The organism is Bacillus sp. FSL L8-0099 (assembly GCF_038006385.1).
Lineage (GTDB): Bacteria > Bacillota > Bacilli > Bacillales > Bacillaceae_G > Bacillus_A > Bacillus_A toyonensis.
On the sequence record NZ_JBBOVC010000001.1, the window covers coordinates 1,971,258 to 1,986,908 of the forward strand.

At 34.2% G+C, this 15,651-nt stretch carries 15 protein-coding genes; 10 read left to right on the top strand and 5 right to left on the bottom strand.

Going from position 1 to position 15,651, the window contains the following annotated elements:
- Positions 1-22: 22 nt before the first annotated feature.
- Positions 23-1,240, bottom strand: a complete 1,218-nt coding sequence (locus MHH42_RS10170) for an MFS transporter (RefSeq protein ID WP_016108241.1) — start codon at positions 1,238-1,240, stop codon at positions 23-25.
- 269 nt (positions 1,241-1,509) lie between these two features.
- On the opposite strand from MHH42_RS10170, the gene MHH42_RS10175 reads away from it, so the two are divergent.
- The 7 genes from MHH42_RS10175 (at position 1,510) to MHH42_RS10205 (ending at position 7,689) form a co-directional block, all read left to right on the top strand.
- Positions 1,510-1,938, top strand: a complete 429-nt coding sequence (locus tag MHH42_RS10175) for an NfeD family protein (RefSeq protein WP_016108242.1) — start codon at positions 1,510-1,512, stop codon at positions 1,936-1,938.
- A gap of 2 nt (positions 1,939-1,940) precedes the next feature.
- A complete protein-coding gene (locus MHH42_RS10180) occupies positions 1,941-2,909 on the top strand; it encodes an SPFH domain-containing protein (RefSeq protein WP_000561128.1) in 969 nt (322 codons plus the stop codon).
- Positions 2,887-4,134 (top strand): stage II sporulation protein P, encoded by a 1,248-nt coding sequence (gene spoIIP / locus MHH42_RS10185; protein WP_016108243.1) that lies wholly within the window; start codon positions 2,887-2,889, stop codon positions 4,132-4,134. The genes MHH42_RS10180 and spoIIP overlap by 23 nt, the downstream gene beginning before the upstream one ends.
- A 91-nt stretch (positions 4,135-4,225) precedes the next feature.
- Positions 4,226-4,816, top strand: coding sequence for a histidine phosphatase family protein (locus MHH42_RS10190; RefSeq protein WP_001166510.1), 591 nt, complete (start codon positions 4,226-4,228; stop codon positions 4,814-4,816).
- 6 nt (positions 4,817-4,822) lie between these two features.
- A complete protein-coding gene (locus tag MHH42_RS10195) occupies positions 4,823-5,599 on the top strand; it encodes a Cof-type HAD-IIB family hydrolase (RefSeq protein ID WP_016108244.1) in 777 nt (258 codons plus the stop codon).
- Between the two features lie 145 nt (positions 5,600-5,744).
- Positions 5,745-6,290 carry a MarR family winged helix-turn-helix transcriptional regulator gene (locus tag MHH42_RS10200; protein ID WP_340893296.1) on the top strand — a complete coding sequence of 182 codons (546 nt, stop codon included), beginning with the start codon at positions 5,745-5,747 and terminating at the stop codon, positions 6,288-6,290.
- A 202-nt stretch (positions 6,291-6,492) separates the two neighbouring features.
- Complete coding sequence (locus MHH42_RS10205) at positions 6,493-7,689, top strand: MFS transporter (RefSeq protein ID WP_139823477.1); 1,197 nt, start codon at positions 6,493-6,495, stop codon at positions 7,687-7,689.
- On the opposite strand, the gene MHH42_RS10210 is transcribed toward MHH42_RS10205, so the two are convergent.
- Positions 7,658-8,119 carry a DinB family protein gene (locus MHH42_RS10210; RefSeq protein ID WP_340893297.1) on the bottom strand — a complete coding sequence of 154 codons (462 nt, stop codon included), beginning with the start codon at positions 8,117-8,119 and terminating at the stop codon, positions 7,658-7,660. The two genes, MHH42_RS10205 and MHH42_RS10210, sit on opposite strands and share 32 nt — an antisense overlap.
- A gap of 171 nt (positions 8,120-8,290) precedes the next feature.
- Here MHH42_RS10210 and alr point away from each other — a divergent pair, with 171 nt between their 5' ends.
- Positions 8,291-9,466, top strand: coding sequence for an alanine racemase (alr, locus tag MHH42_RS10215; RefSeq protein ID WP_002093776.1), 1,176 nt, complete (start codon positions 8,291-8,293; stop codon positions 9,464-9,466).
- Positions 9,467-9,514: 48 nt separating this feature from the next.
- On the opposite strand, the gene MHH42_RS10220 is transcribed toward alr, so the two are convergent.
- Positions 9,515-10,390 (bottom strand): GNAT family N-acetyltransferase, encoded by an 876-nt coding sequence (locus MHH42_RS10220; RefSeq protein ID WP_340893298.1) that lies wholly within the window; start codon positions 10,388-10,390, stop codon positions 9,515-9,517.
- Positions 10,391-10,413: 23 nt separating this feature from the next.
- Entirely contained in the window at positions 10,414-11,292 is an 879-nt protein-coding gene (locus MHH42_RS10225; protein WP_000941385.1) for a hypothetical protein, read from the bottom strand.
- A gap of 418 nt (positions 11,293-11,710) precedes the next feature.
- Here MHH42_RS10225 and MHH42_RS10230 point away from each other — a divergent pair, with 418 nt between their 5' ends.
- Positions 11,711-12,919 carry a macrolide family glycosyltransferase gene (locus MHH42_RS10230; RefSeq protein ID WP_000024447.1) on the top strand — a complete coding sequence of 403 codons (1,209 nt, stop codon included), beginning with the start codon at positions 11,711-11,713 and terminating at the stop codon, positions 12,917-12,919.
- Between the two features lie 320 nt (positions 12,920-13,239).
- Positions 13,240-14,085 (top strand): YitT family protein, encoded by an 846-nt coding sequence (locus MHH42_RS10235; protein ID WP_000831972.1) that lies wholly within the window; start codon positions 13,240-13,242, stop codon positions 14,083-14,085.
- A gap of 103 nt (positions 14,086-14,188) precedes the next feature.
- Here MHH42_RS10235 and pdxR read toward each other — a convergent pair whose 3' ends face one another.
- Positions 14,189-15,589 (bottom strand): MocR-like pyridoxine biosynthesis transcription factor PdxR, encoded by a 1,401-nt coding sequence (gene pdxR / locus MHH42_RS10240; protein ID WP_000348003.1) that lies wholly within the window; start codon positions 15,587-15,589, stop codon positions 14,189-14,191.
- Positions 15,590-15,651 lie beyond the last annotated feature (62 nt).

Genomic DNA, 15,651 nt, shown 5'->3' on the forward strand with positions numbered 1-15,651 from the left:
CCTGTCCTTTTTGATTTATTGATTAAAGTGAAATATCTTTCTGCTCTGTCTTATGATATTTTAATAGGCTAAAAGATAAACAGGCAGAACATAAAATAAGAAAAGAAGTAATCATATAAATCGTACGAACACCAAACATATCAGTAATAATGCCAACGCTAAGCATAGAAAGACCAGAAGCTGTTGAAAGAAGGGCGCCGTGTGCTGTATACATTTTCGATAATAGAGAAGGGGCGACACTAGATTGTAAAACCGTCGTTTGAGAAATATCTCTAATTTGATAACATGGTCCCATTAGAACACATAGGAAAAGCGCAATAAATCCACTGCTTGTTATACCATATAAAAATGTAAGAATACTAAATATAAGTGATCCTATCGCCATGGAGCGTATTAAATTTTTTTGAATATATGTACTTATTTTCCACGCTAATAGACCACCAATTAACGTGCCCACATAATAACTTGTGTTAATATATCCCCACCATTCTTCTCCTTTATGCAGAACAGTCGTTACATATGCCATCGTAATAGCGCCAATCCATATCGTCCCTGCGAAAGTTTCAATTAAGTCCATTAATGTAACTGTGCGCAAAGAAGGATGATGAAATAATAGTTTCCAGCCTTCAAATAAAGCTGTGTTTTTTGAAGAAGAAGGCTCTGTTACTCGTTCGGTATGGATGGAATGTAATGAAATATGCAATGCAATACATCCGAAAATCATTAAAATAATATTAATCATGAATGTAGAAGTAGCGCCAATGAGCAGAACGATAATACTTGTAAATGAATAAGCTGCCGCTTGTACAATTTGTGATGAAAAGGAAAAGATACTATTTACTTTTACTAATCTTTCTTTTGGTGTTAGGCGTGGAACAATACTGTACAGTAATGGAGCACTCCACCCACTACATAAAGAAATGAAAAAAATGAAAGTTAATAGAGTTACAATGTTTGTGGAAAGGACCGGAAATAATAGCGTTAATAAAATGAATAGGGCAGTTTTTGTCCATTGTAATATAAAAAGTACTGAATAAGATGAAAAACGATTCATTATAAGTGGTGCAGATATGTTTGCGATCAAATTTGTGATAACTTGTAATAATGGAAAAAGGGCAGTAATAGTAGCTGATTTAGTTGATATATAGATATGAGTTGTAATAATCATTATGTAAACGATGTCAGCAAGAGTAATACAGATTTTTGATCCTAAATAGTATGATATTGAATGATTCCACATTAAGGATATCACCTTCCAAAAAAATACAAATTCGAGTTAGAATTATTATAAACTGAAAAAAATTTAAAAGAATTAAATTTTTTGTCATTTTTTGAAAGGAATTTTCATGTATAATGAAGAATATATTGATATAGTATTTTATTAATACTTATTGTAACAGCGAATATGTACGATAGCTTGCAGTAAACGCCCAAGTATGAGAAAGGGCGGATAAACCATTCTTTTCTTCATATACATATAGAAAATGAGAAAGAAAGTGAGGGTTGTATATGGCTGGTTGGGTGATTTGGTTTATTATAGCGGGTATTTTATTTATCGCGGAAATGTTGTCGATAACGTTTTATATGCTTTGGCTCGGAATTGGAGCTGTTGTCGGAGGTCTTATTGCTTTATTTGCTCCGGATGCACTATTGTTACAAGTTACTGTTGGTGCGATTGTAAGTTTAACATTGACATTCTTTACGAAAAGAATTTCAAAAAACTTTCGAGAAGCAAAAGGTTTTACGGATACAGTAGATATGCTTGTCGGTAAAAAAGGAATTGTTGTGCAAGCGATTACAAATGAAACGAACGGTATTGTGAAGGTGGATGGAGATACTTGGACAGCTATTGCAGATGTTTCGATTGACACTGGAGAAAAAGTCGTTGTTATAAAGAGGCATAGTACTATATTACAAGTAAAAAAGGAGAGTGAATAAATATGATAGCATTAACGTTAACGATTATATTCGCGCTAATTGTAGTTACATTTATCGCATTAACAATTAAAATTATTCCTCAGCAAAAAGTTGGGGTTGTTGAAAGATTTGGTAAGTTTCAGCGTATTATGCACCCAGGATTAAATATATTAATCCCAATTGTAGATCGCGTTCGTGTATATCACGACTTACGTATTCAACAAACGAATGTACCACCACAAAAGGTAATTACGAAAGATAACGTACAAGTAGAAATTGATACAATTATTTTCTATCAAATTGTCGAACCTGAACTTGCGACATATGGTATCTCAAACTATGAATATGGTGTTCGTAACATTACTTCTGCAACGATGCGTCAAATTATCGGTAAAATGGAACTTGATGAAACGTTATCTGGTCGTGAAAAAATTTCAACAGAAATTCGCTTAGCGCTTGATGAAGCAACAGAAAAATGGGGCGTTCGTATTGAGCGTGTTGAAGTAGTAGACATTAACCCGCCAAAAGATGTGCAAGCATCGATGGAAAAACAAATGAAAGCAGAACGTAATAAACGTGCGATTATTTTAGAAGCTGAAGCAGCAAAACAAGATAAAGTTCTTCGTGCGGAAGGGGAAAAACAAAGTAAAATCTTGATGGCTGAAGGGGATAAAGAAGCACGTATTCGAGAAGCTGAAGGTTTAAAAGAAGCGAAAGAATTAGAAGCGCAAGGGGAAGCAAGAGCAATTGAAGAAATCGCAAAAGCAGAACAAAACCGAATTGAATTACTTCGTGCAGCAGATTTAGATGAACGCGTACTTGCTTATAAATCATTTGAATCATTGATTGAGGTTGCAAAAGGACCAGCAAATAAAGTCTTTATTCCATCTAATGCAATTGAAACACTTGGTACTCTTGGGGCAATCGGAGAAATCTTTAAAGAAAAACAAGCAAAGAAATTGCCTTCAAATGATACAGGTAAAGAACAATAAGAGTGAGGAAGAGGAATGGGATGCCATTTCTCTTTTTTGTGCGTATATTACGAAAGGCTTGTACATATCCATGTATAAAGAAGGTGATACAGTGAAAAAGTATGCAACTCGTATACATGGGAAAAAACTAATCTCGTTACTTTTTTTATATGCGCTAATAGTAATAATTATCGCGTCAATTTTGACGTCGCTTTTACATACAATGAAATCAAGTTATGCGAATCAATGGTTTGGAAAAGTGTCTATGCAAGGTTTTGTTCAAATGATAGAAAGTGAGAATCACTATTATGGATTTGATTATTTTAAGCAGAATAAACGGGAGTCTGTTGGGAATTTAATGTTCTCTATTGCGACAGATTTGAAAATTAAAGATTTAAGAACATTTGTCGGTAAAGAAGTACCTGGTATGTCAAAGTATTACTCTAACATTATCGTAGCTGGGGAAGGGACAAACTTTACGAATATCCCGAATGAATCTAGTGTACCGATTGAAGAAGTAACGAAAGAGCGAGAGGTAGCAAAAGATAAAGTTACAGAAGCAGAAAAGAATAATCCGGTGCAGAAAAAGAACGGAACGAAAAAAGGTGAAAATGCAGTATACATTTACCATACACATAGTTGGGAATCCTTCTTTCCTTTATTACCAGGAGCTACCGATCCATCGAGTCCAGATGTAAATGTGTCCTTATTAGGAAAACGTATGAAGGAGCAACTGGAAGGACAAGGAATTCCAGTTGTTCATGATAAAACGAATATGGGGGATTTATTAGCGAGTAAAAAATGGAAATGGCCGCAATCGTATAAAGCATCTCATGAATATGTAAAAGAAGCATTAGCGCAAAATAATAAAATTGCGTTTCCGATAGATATACACCGTGATGATCAGCGCAAGAAAGTAACTACAAAAGTAATTAACGGGAAATCGTATGCAAGATTATATTTTATAATTGGGATGGAAAATGAAGGACGTACTGAAAACGAAAAAATTGCAAGAGCAATCAATAGTTATTTAGATGAAAACTATTACGGATTAAGTAGAGGGATTTTTCCGAAGTATAAAAAAGATGGAAATGGCGTTTATAACCAAGATTTATCTAAAAATGCGATGTTAATTGAAGTTGGTGGTGTTGATAATACGTTAGATGAATTATATAACACAATTGACGTATTAACGGAAGCATTTAGTAAGTATTACTGGAATGATGCAGAGAAAGTGAATGGATGAGGGACGGGAGACCGTTCCTTTTTCATTTTGGAAACCTTAAAATATGATATAATTAAATTTTGTGAATGTTGAATAAAGGAGCGGGAGAAATATGCAAATACTACTAGTACGCCACGGAGAATCTGAAGCAGACATATTACATGTACATGAAGGCCGAGCTGATTTTGAATTAACAGAAAAGGGAAGACAGCAAGTACAAAAACTTGTACAGAAAGTGAAGGCTGATTTTCCACCAGATTTCATTTGGGCAAGTACATTAAAACGTGCCCGTGAAACTGGTGAAACATTAGCGGAAGCAATTGGTTGTCCAATTCAACTAGAAGAGGAATTAATGGAGTTTAATAATGGGGTGCAAGCCGGCTTATCTTTTGAAGAAGCGAAAAAATATCCTGAACCAAAGTTTCTTCATGACCGTTTTGAAAATGGAGAATCATTTATTGAATTTAGAATGAGAATAGAAGGAATCTTTTCTAAAATCGTGACAGAGAATACATATGATCGAATTGCAATTGTTGCACACGGCGGTGTAATAAATAGTATGTTACGAGCGTTTTTCAAAATGCCAATTTCAATGGACTATTATTTTAAAATGGGAGATACGGGAATAAGTTTAATTGAAATTGAGGGTGAACAAAAAACGATACATTTCATTAATGATACGAATCATTTGGACGGGATGTAAAAATTTATGTACAAAGTCGTATTTTTTGATGTTGACGGTACGCTTTTAAGTGAAATTGATAGAAGTATGCACGAAAGTACAAAAGAAGCAATACAAAGGTTAATAGATAAAGGAATTCACTTAGTTGTTACAACAGGGAGACCATATAGTTTATGCTCACAATTTAAAGAACTAGGCATAGACACATTTATTTCTGCAAATGGTGGACATATAAAGTGTAAGGAAGAAGTTATTCATAAATCGATACTTTCAAGTGAAATTGTTCATGATATTTCAAATTTCGCTGAATTACATGGTCATAGTGTTTCTTACTTTACAGAAGAATTTTCTATGAATGGTATAGCCCCAAAAGATGAACGTGTAATACGAGCATTAAACGAAACTTTAAATTTAGAGCGGTATCCTGATAAAGTTAGAAACTTATCAGAAGAGATGTATTGTATATGTCTGTATGCTGATGAAATGGAAGCTCAAAAATTTTTTGAAAGATATCCAATGCTTACGTTTGAACGTTTTCATGGTTATGTTATGAATGTGTTGGAAGATAATAAAGTATCGAAGCTAACTGCAATCCAAAAGGTATTGGAACATTTAAATATTTGTAAGTCAGAAGCAATGGCATTCGGAGATGGTAGAAATGATATTGAAATGTTACAGTATGTAGGTTTAGGAATTGCAATGGGGAATGGTGGAGAAGAGTTAAAAACAAAAGCTGATTTCGTTACAAAGAAATCAAGTGAAGGTGGCATTTCGTTTGCTTTAAAAGAGTTTAGGATCATTTGAAAAAATAATTAGTCAGTGAAAAAAATCCTGTTTTCATAATAGGATTTTTTGCTAACAATACTCTTGCAATAAAAGGAAAGAAATGAGTATAATATAAAAGTAGTTAGGTAAACTAATTAAATAGGAGGAAGGAGAGTGAAAATGAATGGATTCAAAAAAATGTGATCTTCCTTTAGGGATTGATCCATATGCAGAGTTAATAAAAAAGACAGCATCAACGGATACAGATCCAATCGTAGCAAAACTTGGTTTGTTAATGTTATGGACGTCTGATAATGTTCTTGATGCTGTTGACGTAGATTTAGCCCCGCTTGGTATAACGGAAAGCAAATTAGATTTTTTATTGTTATTTATTTTGCGTGAAATGGAATCGAATGGAGAAGAAGTGAACATGAGTCCGTCGGATATAGCGAGTCGATTAGGGATTACACGTGCTTCTGTCACTGGCTTATTAGATTGGATGGAGAAACGAGAGTTAATCGTAAGGTTCCATCATTCTGAAGATCGAAGAAGATTAAAGGTGAAAATTACTCCGAAAGGAAAAGAACTAGTTACACATTCTTTACCGACTTTTTGGTCATCTTGCGCTTCGTTAGTTAATGACTTTAATCAAGAAGAGCGTCAAGTGTTAGAGAAGCTATTAAATAAAATGCAAGTAATTATGCAGATGAAATTAGGGGAAGGTAGGTAAATAAGTTGATTGTGAGAGTCAACTTTTTTATTTAAACATATAATTAGTTTGCCTTATTATATGTTTAGCTAATTTAAAAGGGCGATAATGTATTTTTTAACGTAAACGAATTAAGTGAGTGTTGAAGGGATTTTATTTTGAGTCATTTACTTTATAAGTTTTCAATCGATGAGGAAAATCAATGTAAGGGGGAGATTTTATGATGGAAATATCAAAAGAAGTAAATAGTGGGAGGAATTATACAGTAATGACAGCGGTGTTATGTTGGGCAGGTATGGTAGTTATGTCCAGCCTATATGTGACGATTCCTTTAATCGCTCTATTTTCAGACATTTTTAAGGTTTCATTAGCGCAATCTGCGGCTACAGGCAGTATATTTTCGGTAGGTTTTGCTATAGGTTGTTTGTTATTTGGGGCAATCTCTGATAAATATGGGCGAAAAAAAGTGATTTTTATTGGATTGCTTGCACTGTCGATTGTTTCTTTTTTCTTAGGGTTTGTGGATAGCTTATTTTGGCTTATTATTCTTCGAGGGTTACAGGGAATAGCAGCAGCTACATTTTCTCCAGTGGCGTTAGCTTACGTTGTAGAAATGTTTCCAGTAGAGAAAAAAGTTACAACCATAGGGTTTGTTAGTACCGGTTTTTTAGTAGCTGGAATTGCAGGGCAAGTAATAAGTACTGCTGTTAGTCAGCATTTTGGATGGCATATGGTGTTCTTTCTTCTTAGCTTTGTCTATATCATTACTGCTGTATGGGTTCATTATTCTCTTCCGAAAGGGGAAACGTCTCAAGCTTATACGGATATTTTGGGACCAATGAAACAGATGGGGAAAGTTTTTACACATAAAAGCTTAGTATGGAGCTATATGGTTGCGTTTGTTTTATTAATGGCTTTTGTTAATATGTATACTGTTTTAGGGAATTATTTGAGCTCTTCTACTTACAATTTAACAGCAGAACAAATTCTATATTTTCGCCTAGCGGGGTTATTTGGTATGTTACTATCACCACTTGCAGGTCGTTTAACAAAGAGGTTCGAAGTAAAGAAAGTTCTTCAAGGAGGATTGTTAGTTGCTATTTTTAGTCTAAGTTCAATGGGATTTATTTCGACACTGCCGTTACTTGTAATGATGAGCGTCTGCTTCGTAATAGGTATTGCTATATCGGTTCCATCTTTAGTTTCTCTTGTCGGCCAATTAGGAGGGAGAGCAAGGGGAATAGCGGTTTCTATTTATACTTTCGTTTTATTTTTAGGAACTAGTATAGGACCTATTATTTCTATTTATCTTATGAAAATAGGGAACTATGCTCAGACGTTTATTTTATTAGGAGTCATACTCTTTATTGGCTTTGTTTCCACTCTTTTCATTCAAATAAAGGAATGCAAGGATCTTTAACATGCTCAACTAGTAAAATGTGAATTTGACTGCGATGATGATAAAAGTGAGCGACGATTTCAAGTAACCATTCGAATCGAGAATAAGCAATATCCCAATAAGCAGTCATAATTTCTGCTAATTCTTCATTGGAATAGGATAAAAAAGTTTTAGAAAGTAAATCGTACCCTTGTATCATTATTTGTTGCATTTGAGCAATTGTTTCGGGTGTTTGTTCTATATAAAAGGTATGTAACTCTTTTTCCGAAATACCATTTAAGATGAGTAAATCAGCATGGCAAATAAGGGAAAGATGTGTACACATTTCAAATAATGACCGCTTTGATTCAATCGGTGTTATTTTCAAATCACTTTCATTATATTGATTCAGTATTTGGATAGAAGTATCAACAGCAACTTTTAGTTGATGCAACGCAGATTGTACAAACATTGTAATTCTCCTCATCTCCATATATAATTAATTCTTAAGGGTATTATATCATACTTAAAATTCCGAAAATTCTAGTAGTTTGACTAGCATAGTGAAACGTATTATATTGTAAAAGGTCATATGAAACGTGAAATAGAATGGAATGCAATTATTGAGTTAGGAGTTAGACCAATGAGTTTGAAATATGGAAGAGATACAATTGTTGAAGTTGACTTAAATGCTGTAAAACATAATGTAAAAGAATTTAAAAAACATGTAAACGATGAAAATATTGCAATGATGGCTGCTGTAAAAGCGAATGGGTATGGCCATGGGGCAGTTGAAGTTGCGAAAGCTGCGATTGAAGCAGGGGTGAACCAGCTTGCAGTTGCATTTGTCGATGAAGCGATCGAATTAAGAGAAGCTGGAATCACTGTACCAATCTTAATATTGGGTTATACATCAGTTGCAGCTGCGGAATCCGCAATTCAATATGACGTTATGATGACAGTCTATAGAATAGAAGATTTACAAGGCATAAATGAAATTGCACAACGTCTTCAAAATAAAGCACGTATTCAAGTGAAAATCGATACAGGAATGAGCCGTATCGGTTTGCAAGAAGAAGAAGTTAAACCGTTTTTAGAAGAATTAAACCGTATGGAGTATGTAGAGGTAGTAGGGATGTTTACACATTACTCTACGGCAGATGAAATTGATAAATCGTATACGAATATGCAAACAAGTTTATTTGAGAAAGCTGTAAATACAGCAAATGAATTAGGGATGCAAATACCATACATTCATAGTTCAAATAGTGCAGGGTCAATGGAACTAAGCAATACATTTCAAAATATGGTTCGCGTTGGTATTGGAGTTTACGGCATGTATCCTTCGAAAGAAGTGGATCATACAGTCGTTTCCTTACAGCCTGCATTGTCATTAAAATCAAAAGTAGCTCATGTTAAACATGCGACGAAAAATCGTGGTGTTAGTTATGGAAATACGTATGTAACAACGGGTGAAGAATGGATTGCGACTGTGCCGATTGGTTATGCTGATGGCTATAATCGCCAGTTATCTAATAAAGGGTATGCATTAATTAATGGAGTTCGAGTGCCGGTTATTGGTCGTGTTTGTATGGATCAGCTTATGCTGGACGTTACAAAAGCGATGCCAGTACAAGTAGGGGACGATGTGGTATTTTACGGCAAACAAGGTGAAGAAGAAATTGCTGTAGAAGAAGTAGCGGATATGTTGAGCACAATTAATTATGAAGTTACATGTATGTTAGACAGAAGAATTCCTCGTGTTTATAAAGAAAATAATGAAACGACTGCGGTTGTAAATATATTAAGAAAAAACTGAATCGATATGATTCAGTTTTTTCTTTACTTTTCGTAAATGAAAATTGGGCTATTGATGTTTTTTGAACAAGTCATAATAATTATGCTTCATTATAATTTCAAAGCCACAATGTGTATATAACTGTAAAGCATTGTTATTTTTCGTTTCGACGTCTAATTCAATCGTTGAAACTCCTTCTGTAATGAGGGTATGTACCATATAACTTAGAATATCTTTACCATATCCTTTACCTTGATAAGAAGGATGGACTGCGAAGCCTGAAAGTGTAGTAGATCGCTCTTGGTGAGTAACTGTAATCGTTCCAATTGATTTTTCATTCATAAGAGCAACGTAAACTTGATGAGAAGGTGACTTCATCATTTTTTGCAACCATGTGGATGTATTTGCTACAGAATCCCCGAAAGCTTTACTAGAGATTTCTATGAGATTAGGAAGTAATTCTGAAGATGCGATGGAAAGTTTAATAGTATTCTTCATTGTTTCTCGTTTTTTATTTGATTTACACGTCATATTATACTCGCTGTATAGATAAGGTAATTTCATTTGATTTGCGAATGCTTTCCCAGATGAGGAATCTCCGTTAATGATGAGAAGAGCTTCGTCTGTGTCTCTTTTTTGTATTTCGTTCATGGCAGTTTGTAAAAGGGCAGTGCCTATATGTTGTTTTCTATAGTTTGGGTGCACGAATTCTATTAACTCCAGTTTAGTCGGTCTTTCAAAGTCGTACATACTTAATGCACCAATTAATTGGGTATCATCAAAAAATAGAAAATCATTGATTTCTTTTTTATTACGAGCAGTTAAAAAGTTAACATGTAAATCTGATGAGTAATCAATTTGATCGTATTGTCCGCAAATATGAGCTAAATCTTTCATTTGCTGAATTTCGTTTGCTGTTAAAGATTTCTTTTTTTCAATGTTCATTTCATAATCCCTCGCAATCGTTTTTAAAAATAGGATGGGTAACTTAACCATTTCTTTAATTCCACACTACCTTGAACAGATAACAGTCGGTACAAATAACGATAAGGCTGTCTACATTCCTCAAGATGAGGAATAGACATAATTGTTTCGTAACCACTTTTAAAGGCATGAGCCTCTTTTTCTGAAAGTACATATTCTAATCCGATAAAATCAAACTCTCGCGGGGCAACTGCATAAGCTTCTGTATCTACTAAACCAGTAATAGTTATACCATCTGATAAAAACTGAGTAGGATCCATATCAATTAAGACGAGTGTAGATTCCTTTGGTGTTGGTAAGGTAGAAAGTTGTGACTCAAAAGTATGAAATGCGTTATATATGCTCTCGTTATCGGAATAAAACCTATTCACAAGTTCTTTACTCGCTTTTAAAATGTGTGGCTGGAATTCCACTAGTGGAACTTGGAGTGTACGTGACGGATTTCCTACGAAATGGGCTGAATACTTATGTATTTGTGCTAGTCCTTTTCCTAGGCTGAATAAAATAGAATCTGGTTGCCCAATAAAAGATTGAACTGTATTACCTACTAATTTTTCAGCCACAATGAATTCTCGGCCATCTAAAATATGTTTTTCTAAAATTGTTGGGATAGGAAGATTTGTATGTTTTTGCAGCAATGCATGTACCGTTTCTAAATGATGTACGTTCCTTGGATCAATTCCAAAGAGATTTTTGCATCCCCACCAAAAATCATTATTTGGCTCTTCATTCATTTTAGAAGAACGAACGATAACTTCTGCATCTGCTGTTTGAATGAGAAAAACGTCACTTGCATGATCTTCATAGCCTGGATGTAAAGCTCGGATGGATAGAATAGGTGAAGTGAATAGTTGTTGTAACATGAAATTCCCTCGTTTTTCTGTAAATTCTATAAATTCATTATATAACAGAATATGTACCCCGTGGATCATGATAGGGGACAATATAGAGCATACATAAATTTATAGTGAGAAATCAGCATGGAAATTATATTTTTCTAGTTTTGTATGAATTATCAAAATAATGTTTTCGAATGATAAACGTGAAAAATGCTCGAATGTAAAGTTCGTATGATACGAGATATGAAAAGTAAAAGGGGAATGAAGTGCATATTTATAAGGTTCTGTACTCGTAATAGTGCGGGCTTTAGACAATATTTCTCAATAATAAAATGAAGAGAAAGATAGGAAGAAGGAGAATAGATTCCTATATAATAGATTTAAATTAATTAACATGATTAAGTATTAATTAATGTGTGTTGAATCGAAAGGAGAGAATGGTATGGCGAACGTACTCGTAATAAATTTCCCTGGAGAAGGTCATATTAATCCGACGATAGCAGTTGTTAATGAGTTAATTCGACGTGGGGAAACAGTTGTATCATATTGTATTGAAGATTACAAAAACAAGGTTGAAGCAACAGGCGCTGAATTTCGATCATTTGAGAATTTTCTTTCGCAAATTAATATTATGGAACGAGTTAATGAGGGTGGTAGTCCTTTGACGATGCTGTCCCATATGATTGAAGCATCAGAACGTATTGTTACTAAAATTGTAGAAGAAACAAAAGGAGAAAAGTACGATTACTTAATATACGATAATCATTTTCCGGTTGGACGTATTATAGCGAATATTCTACAGTTGCAAAGCGTTTCTTCTTGTACAACCTTTGCTTTTAATCAGTACATTACTTTTAATGATGAGCAAGAATCGAGCCCAATAGATGAGACCAATCCATTATACCAATCTTGTGTAGTGGGAATGGAAAGATGGAAAGAGCAGTATGGAATGAAATGTAATAGTTTGTATGATATTATGAATCATCCTGGCGATATTACGATTGTATACACTTCAAAAGAATATCAGCCACATTCGGATGTATTTGATGAATCGTATAAATTTGTCGGTCCATCAATTGCTACTCGAAAAGAAGAGAACAGTTTTCCTATTAAAGATTTAAAAGATGAAAAAGTGATTTTTATTTCTATGGGAACAGTTTTTAATGAACAACCTGCCCTGTATGAAAAATGTTTTGAAGCGTTTAAAGATGTAGAAGCGAAAGTCATATTAGTTGTTGGTAAGAAAATGAATATAAGTCAATTTGAAAATATTCCGAATAACTTTAAGTTGTATAATTATGTGCCGCAATTAGAAGTATTACAACATGCTGATGTATTCGTGACACATGGTGGTATGAACAGCTCGAGTGAAGCGTTATATTACGGTGTCCCGTTAGTTGTAATTCCGGTAACAGGAGATCAGCCTTTAGTTGCGAAACGAGTGACTGAAGTAGGGGCTGGAATAAGGCTTAATCGTAAAGAATTAACTTCTGAATTGTTACGTGAGACTGTAAAGGAAGTAATGGATGATGTAACGTTTAAGGAAAATAGTCGTAAAGTTGGAAAGTCACTTCGAAATAGTGGTGGGTATGAGAGAGCAGTTGATGAAATATTTAAAATGAAAATGAATTCATATTTAAAGCTTAAATAAAGTGAAACTTTAATCAGTGTGGACTTTGTTCATCTACAACTGATTGTTAGCTCACACGAATCGGGCGTTTTTGGGTAGCCGACTCTTTGTTTCAGCTTGAAATTTGAAACGGGAGTCTACTGCTCGCGAATAGCAGAATAAACGCTTAAAACACACTTATTGTAATATGTAAGTGTGTTTCTTCTATTAGGCTTTAAATCAATTACATAAAAATCACTGTAAAGGTGAAACTTCTGTGTATATAAACTGATATCTTTGTATTAGTAGTAAGATTACGTTAAAATAATACTAAGAAAATATATAAGTTTTGGGGGTAATTAATGAAGAGAGTATTTGAATACGTATTATTAACAATTGGCTCCATTATTGTAGCGGGTTCACTAGAGCTTATTTTAGCGCCTAATGGACTAGTAGATGGCGGGGTAACGGCTATTGCTATTATGGCAAATAAAGTTGCAGGATTACCGCTGTATGGTGTGTTTTTAGGACTTAATATTCCTATTTTACTATTTACTGCAAAAGTAATGGGGAAGAAATTTTTTATACGTACATCGTATGCGAATGTCGTTACAACACTCGGATTGATTTATTTAAAACCATTTCCAGCGATTACAACTTCTGAACTATTAATTGTACTTTATGGTGGCGTACTGTTTGGAATTGGTGTAGGGATTGTAGTGAAAATGGGCGGAGCAATAGATGGCTCAGAAATGTTAGCAGTTTGGATGAACAAACACTTTAAGGTACCAATTAGCACATTTTTACTTGCTGTAAATGCAGTTATTTTCATTTTTGTGGCCATTTTATTTTCAATCGAACAAGCGATGTTCTCATTAGCAATTTTCTATATTGTTACGAAGATGATTGATTTCATATTAGATGGCATTAATCAAGGAAAGAGCGTCATGATTATTTCTGGTAAGAATAAAGAAATAGGCGATCTACTTATGAAAGAATTGCAATTATCCGTTACGTATCTACATGGAGAAGGCGGTTTTTTAGGAGAGCATAAGAGAATCATTTATTGTATTACAAACCGTTTCATTTATCCGAAAATGAAAGATCTCGTTCTCTCTGTAGATCCAACTGCTATAATTGAAGCTTCTTATTCAACAGAAACAACTGGTGTTAAGCGTCCGGGAAGGACCGCTCGATCAGGTGATTAACTAAAAGAAGATTGTCCAAAAAGCTATTTTGGACAATCTTCTTTTTTGTTTTGTTGAATTGTTATTGTATTACGAGTTAAACTCAGCGTTAGCAAATTCTCTTTTAACTAGGAAACCAAGCTTCATTCAATAAGTTTACTACCGTTTCAATTTTATTTTCGGGAATACTACCGAAACCGAGTAATACGTAAGATTCTTTGCGTAAATCATTTACAAAATCATAGGGAGAAAGTGGATATAACTTAATACTTTGTTTCTTAGCTGATTCAATAAGTTCTTGTTCATTCATATTGTTATGGATACGTAGAACAATATGAAGACCTGATTGTTCACCAAGAATTTGAACATTAGTACCCATTTCTTTCACAATGAATTTTACTAATGTATGATGTTTTCTTTTATACAACGTACGACTGCGGTTAATATGACGTTCCCAATTTCCACTTTGTATAAAATTAGCGAAAGCAAGTTGTTGTGTAGTAGAGACTGTTTGTTTAAAAATACCTTGCAACGCTTCATACGTTTTTAAAAGATGCGGTGGTAAAACAACATATCCCATTCGTAAAGAAGGTAAAAAAGATTTTGAGAAAGTCCCCATATAAATAACACGTTCATTTGAGTCAAGACTTTGTAAAGACGGAATTGGTTTACCTGCGTAACGGAACTCCCCATCATAGTCATCTTCAATAATATATCCATCGCGATCATTGGCCCATTTTAACAATTCCAATCTTCTAGATAAAGGCATAATCATTCCAAGCGGAAATTGATGTGATGGCGTAACGTATGCGACATTGGAATTTGTATTGTATAAGTTAGAAATACGAATCCCTTTTTCGTCTAATGGAATGGGATGAATTTGTTGATTGCAGCTTTTAACAATTGCATGTATACGGTGAAATCCAGGGTTTTCAATGCCGTACTCTTTTGTAGGACCAAGCAGTTGAATTAGTAGCCAAAGAAGTGGCTGTGTTCCGGCACCAATCACAATTTGATCAGGTGAAGAATATACACCGCGCGCATGATATAAATATGTTGAAATATGTTCTCGAAGAACGAACTCACCTTGTGGGTCTTCTTTAGCAAATAACGCATTTTCGTACTTTAGTATTGCTTCTTGTAACGCTCTTTTCCAGTTTGTAATCGGAAAAGCAGTTTGATCAATAAGACCTTGGCTACAATCATATTCAAACGGATCTTCTATTAAATTGCTCTTTTCCTTTGCCATATTTAATTTTTTATTCGGGATAACGTCAATATCGACATTTGCAACAAAAATACCACGCTTCGGTTTACTTTCTACATAACCTTCAGCTAATAATTGTTGATAAGCTGATTCAACAGTAATGCGGCTAATATTAAGTTGTGACGCTAAGTTTCTATGTGAGGGAAGACGTGTACCAACAGAAATAGTTCCCTGTATAATTTCATATTTTATAAATTCGTAAATTTGTAAGTAAATAGGTGTATTGCTTTCTAATTGCAATGGGATAGTAAAATCCATAGTAAGAACTCTCCTTTAAAACTGGCCTTATAAAAAATAATTAAACTGTCACTTAAGTGAAG

What these genes read in the sequence shown, in the direction of transcription:
- MHH42_RS10210 (WP_340893297.1), bottom strand. Translation starts at nt 8,119, where the DNA reads ATGTTTGTACAATCTGCGTTGCATCAACTAAAAGTTGCTGTTGATACT.
- MHH42_RS10235 (WP_000831972.1), top strand. Translation starts at nt 13,240, where the DNA reads ATGAAGAGAGTATTTGAATACGTATTATTAACAATTGGCTCCATTATT.
- MHH42_RS10200 (WP_340893296.1), top strand. Translation starts at nt 5,745, where the DNA reads ATGGATTCAAAAAAATGTGATCTTCCTTTAGGGATTGATCCATATGCA.
- MHH42_RS10220 (WP_340893298.1), bottom strand. Translation starts at nt 10,390, where the DNA reads ATGAACATTGAAAAAAAGAAATCTTTAACAGCAAACGAAATTCAGCAA.
- pdxR (WP_000348003.1), bottom strand. Translation starts at nt 15,589, where the DNA reads ATGGATTTTACTATCCCATTGCAATTAGAAAGCAATACACCTATTTAC.
- MHH42_RS10205 (WP_139823477.1), top strand. Translation starts at nt 6,493, where the DNA reads ATGGAAATATCAAAAGAAGTAAATAGTGGGAGGAATTATACAGTAATG.
- MHH42_RS10225 (WP_000941385.1), bottom strand. Translation starts at nt 11,292, where the DNA reads ATGTTACAACAACTATTCACTTCACCTATTCTATCCATCCGAGCTTTA.
- MHH42_RS10195 (WP_016108244.1), top strand. Translation starts at nt 4,823, where the DNA reads ATGTACAAAGTCGTATTTTTTGATGTTGACGGTACGCTTTTAAGTGAA.
- MHH42_RS10230 (WP_000024447.1), top strand. Translation starts at nt 11,711, where the DNA reads ATGGCGAACGTACTCGTAATAAATTTCCCTGGAGAAGGTCATATTAAT.
- alr (WP_002093776.1), top strand. Translation starts at nt 8,291, where the DNA reads ATGAGTTTGAAATATGGAAGAGATACAATTGTTGAAGTTGACTTAAAT.
- MHH42_RS10180 (WP_000561128.1), top strand. Translation starts at nt 1,941, where the DNA reads ATGATAGCATTAACGTTAACGATTATATTCGCGCTAATTGTAGTTACA.
- spoIIP (WP_016108243.1), top strand. Translation starts at nt 2,887, where the DNA reads ATGATACAGGTAAAGAACAATAAGAGTGAGGAAGAGGAATGGGATGCC.
- MHH42_RS10190 (WP_001166510.1), top strand. Translation starts at nt 4,226, where the DNA reads ATGCAAATACTACTAGTACGCCACGGAGAATCTGAAGCAGACATATTA.
- MHH42_RS10175 (WP_016108242.1), top strand. Translation starts at nt 1,510, where the DNA reads ATGGCTGGTTGGGTGATTTGGTTTATTATAGCGGGTATTTTATTTATC.
- MHH42_RS10170 (WP_016108241.1), bottom strand. Translation starts at nt 1,240, where the DNA reads ATGTGGAATCATTCAATATCATACTATTTAGGATCAAAAATCTGTATT.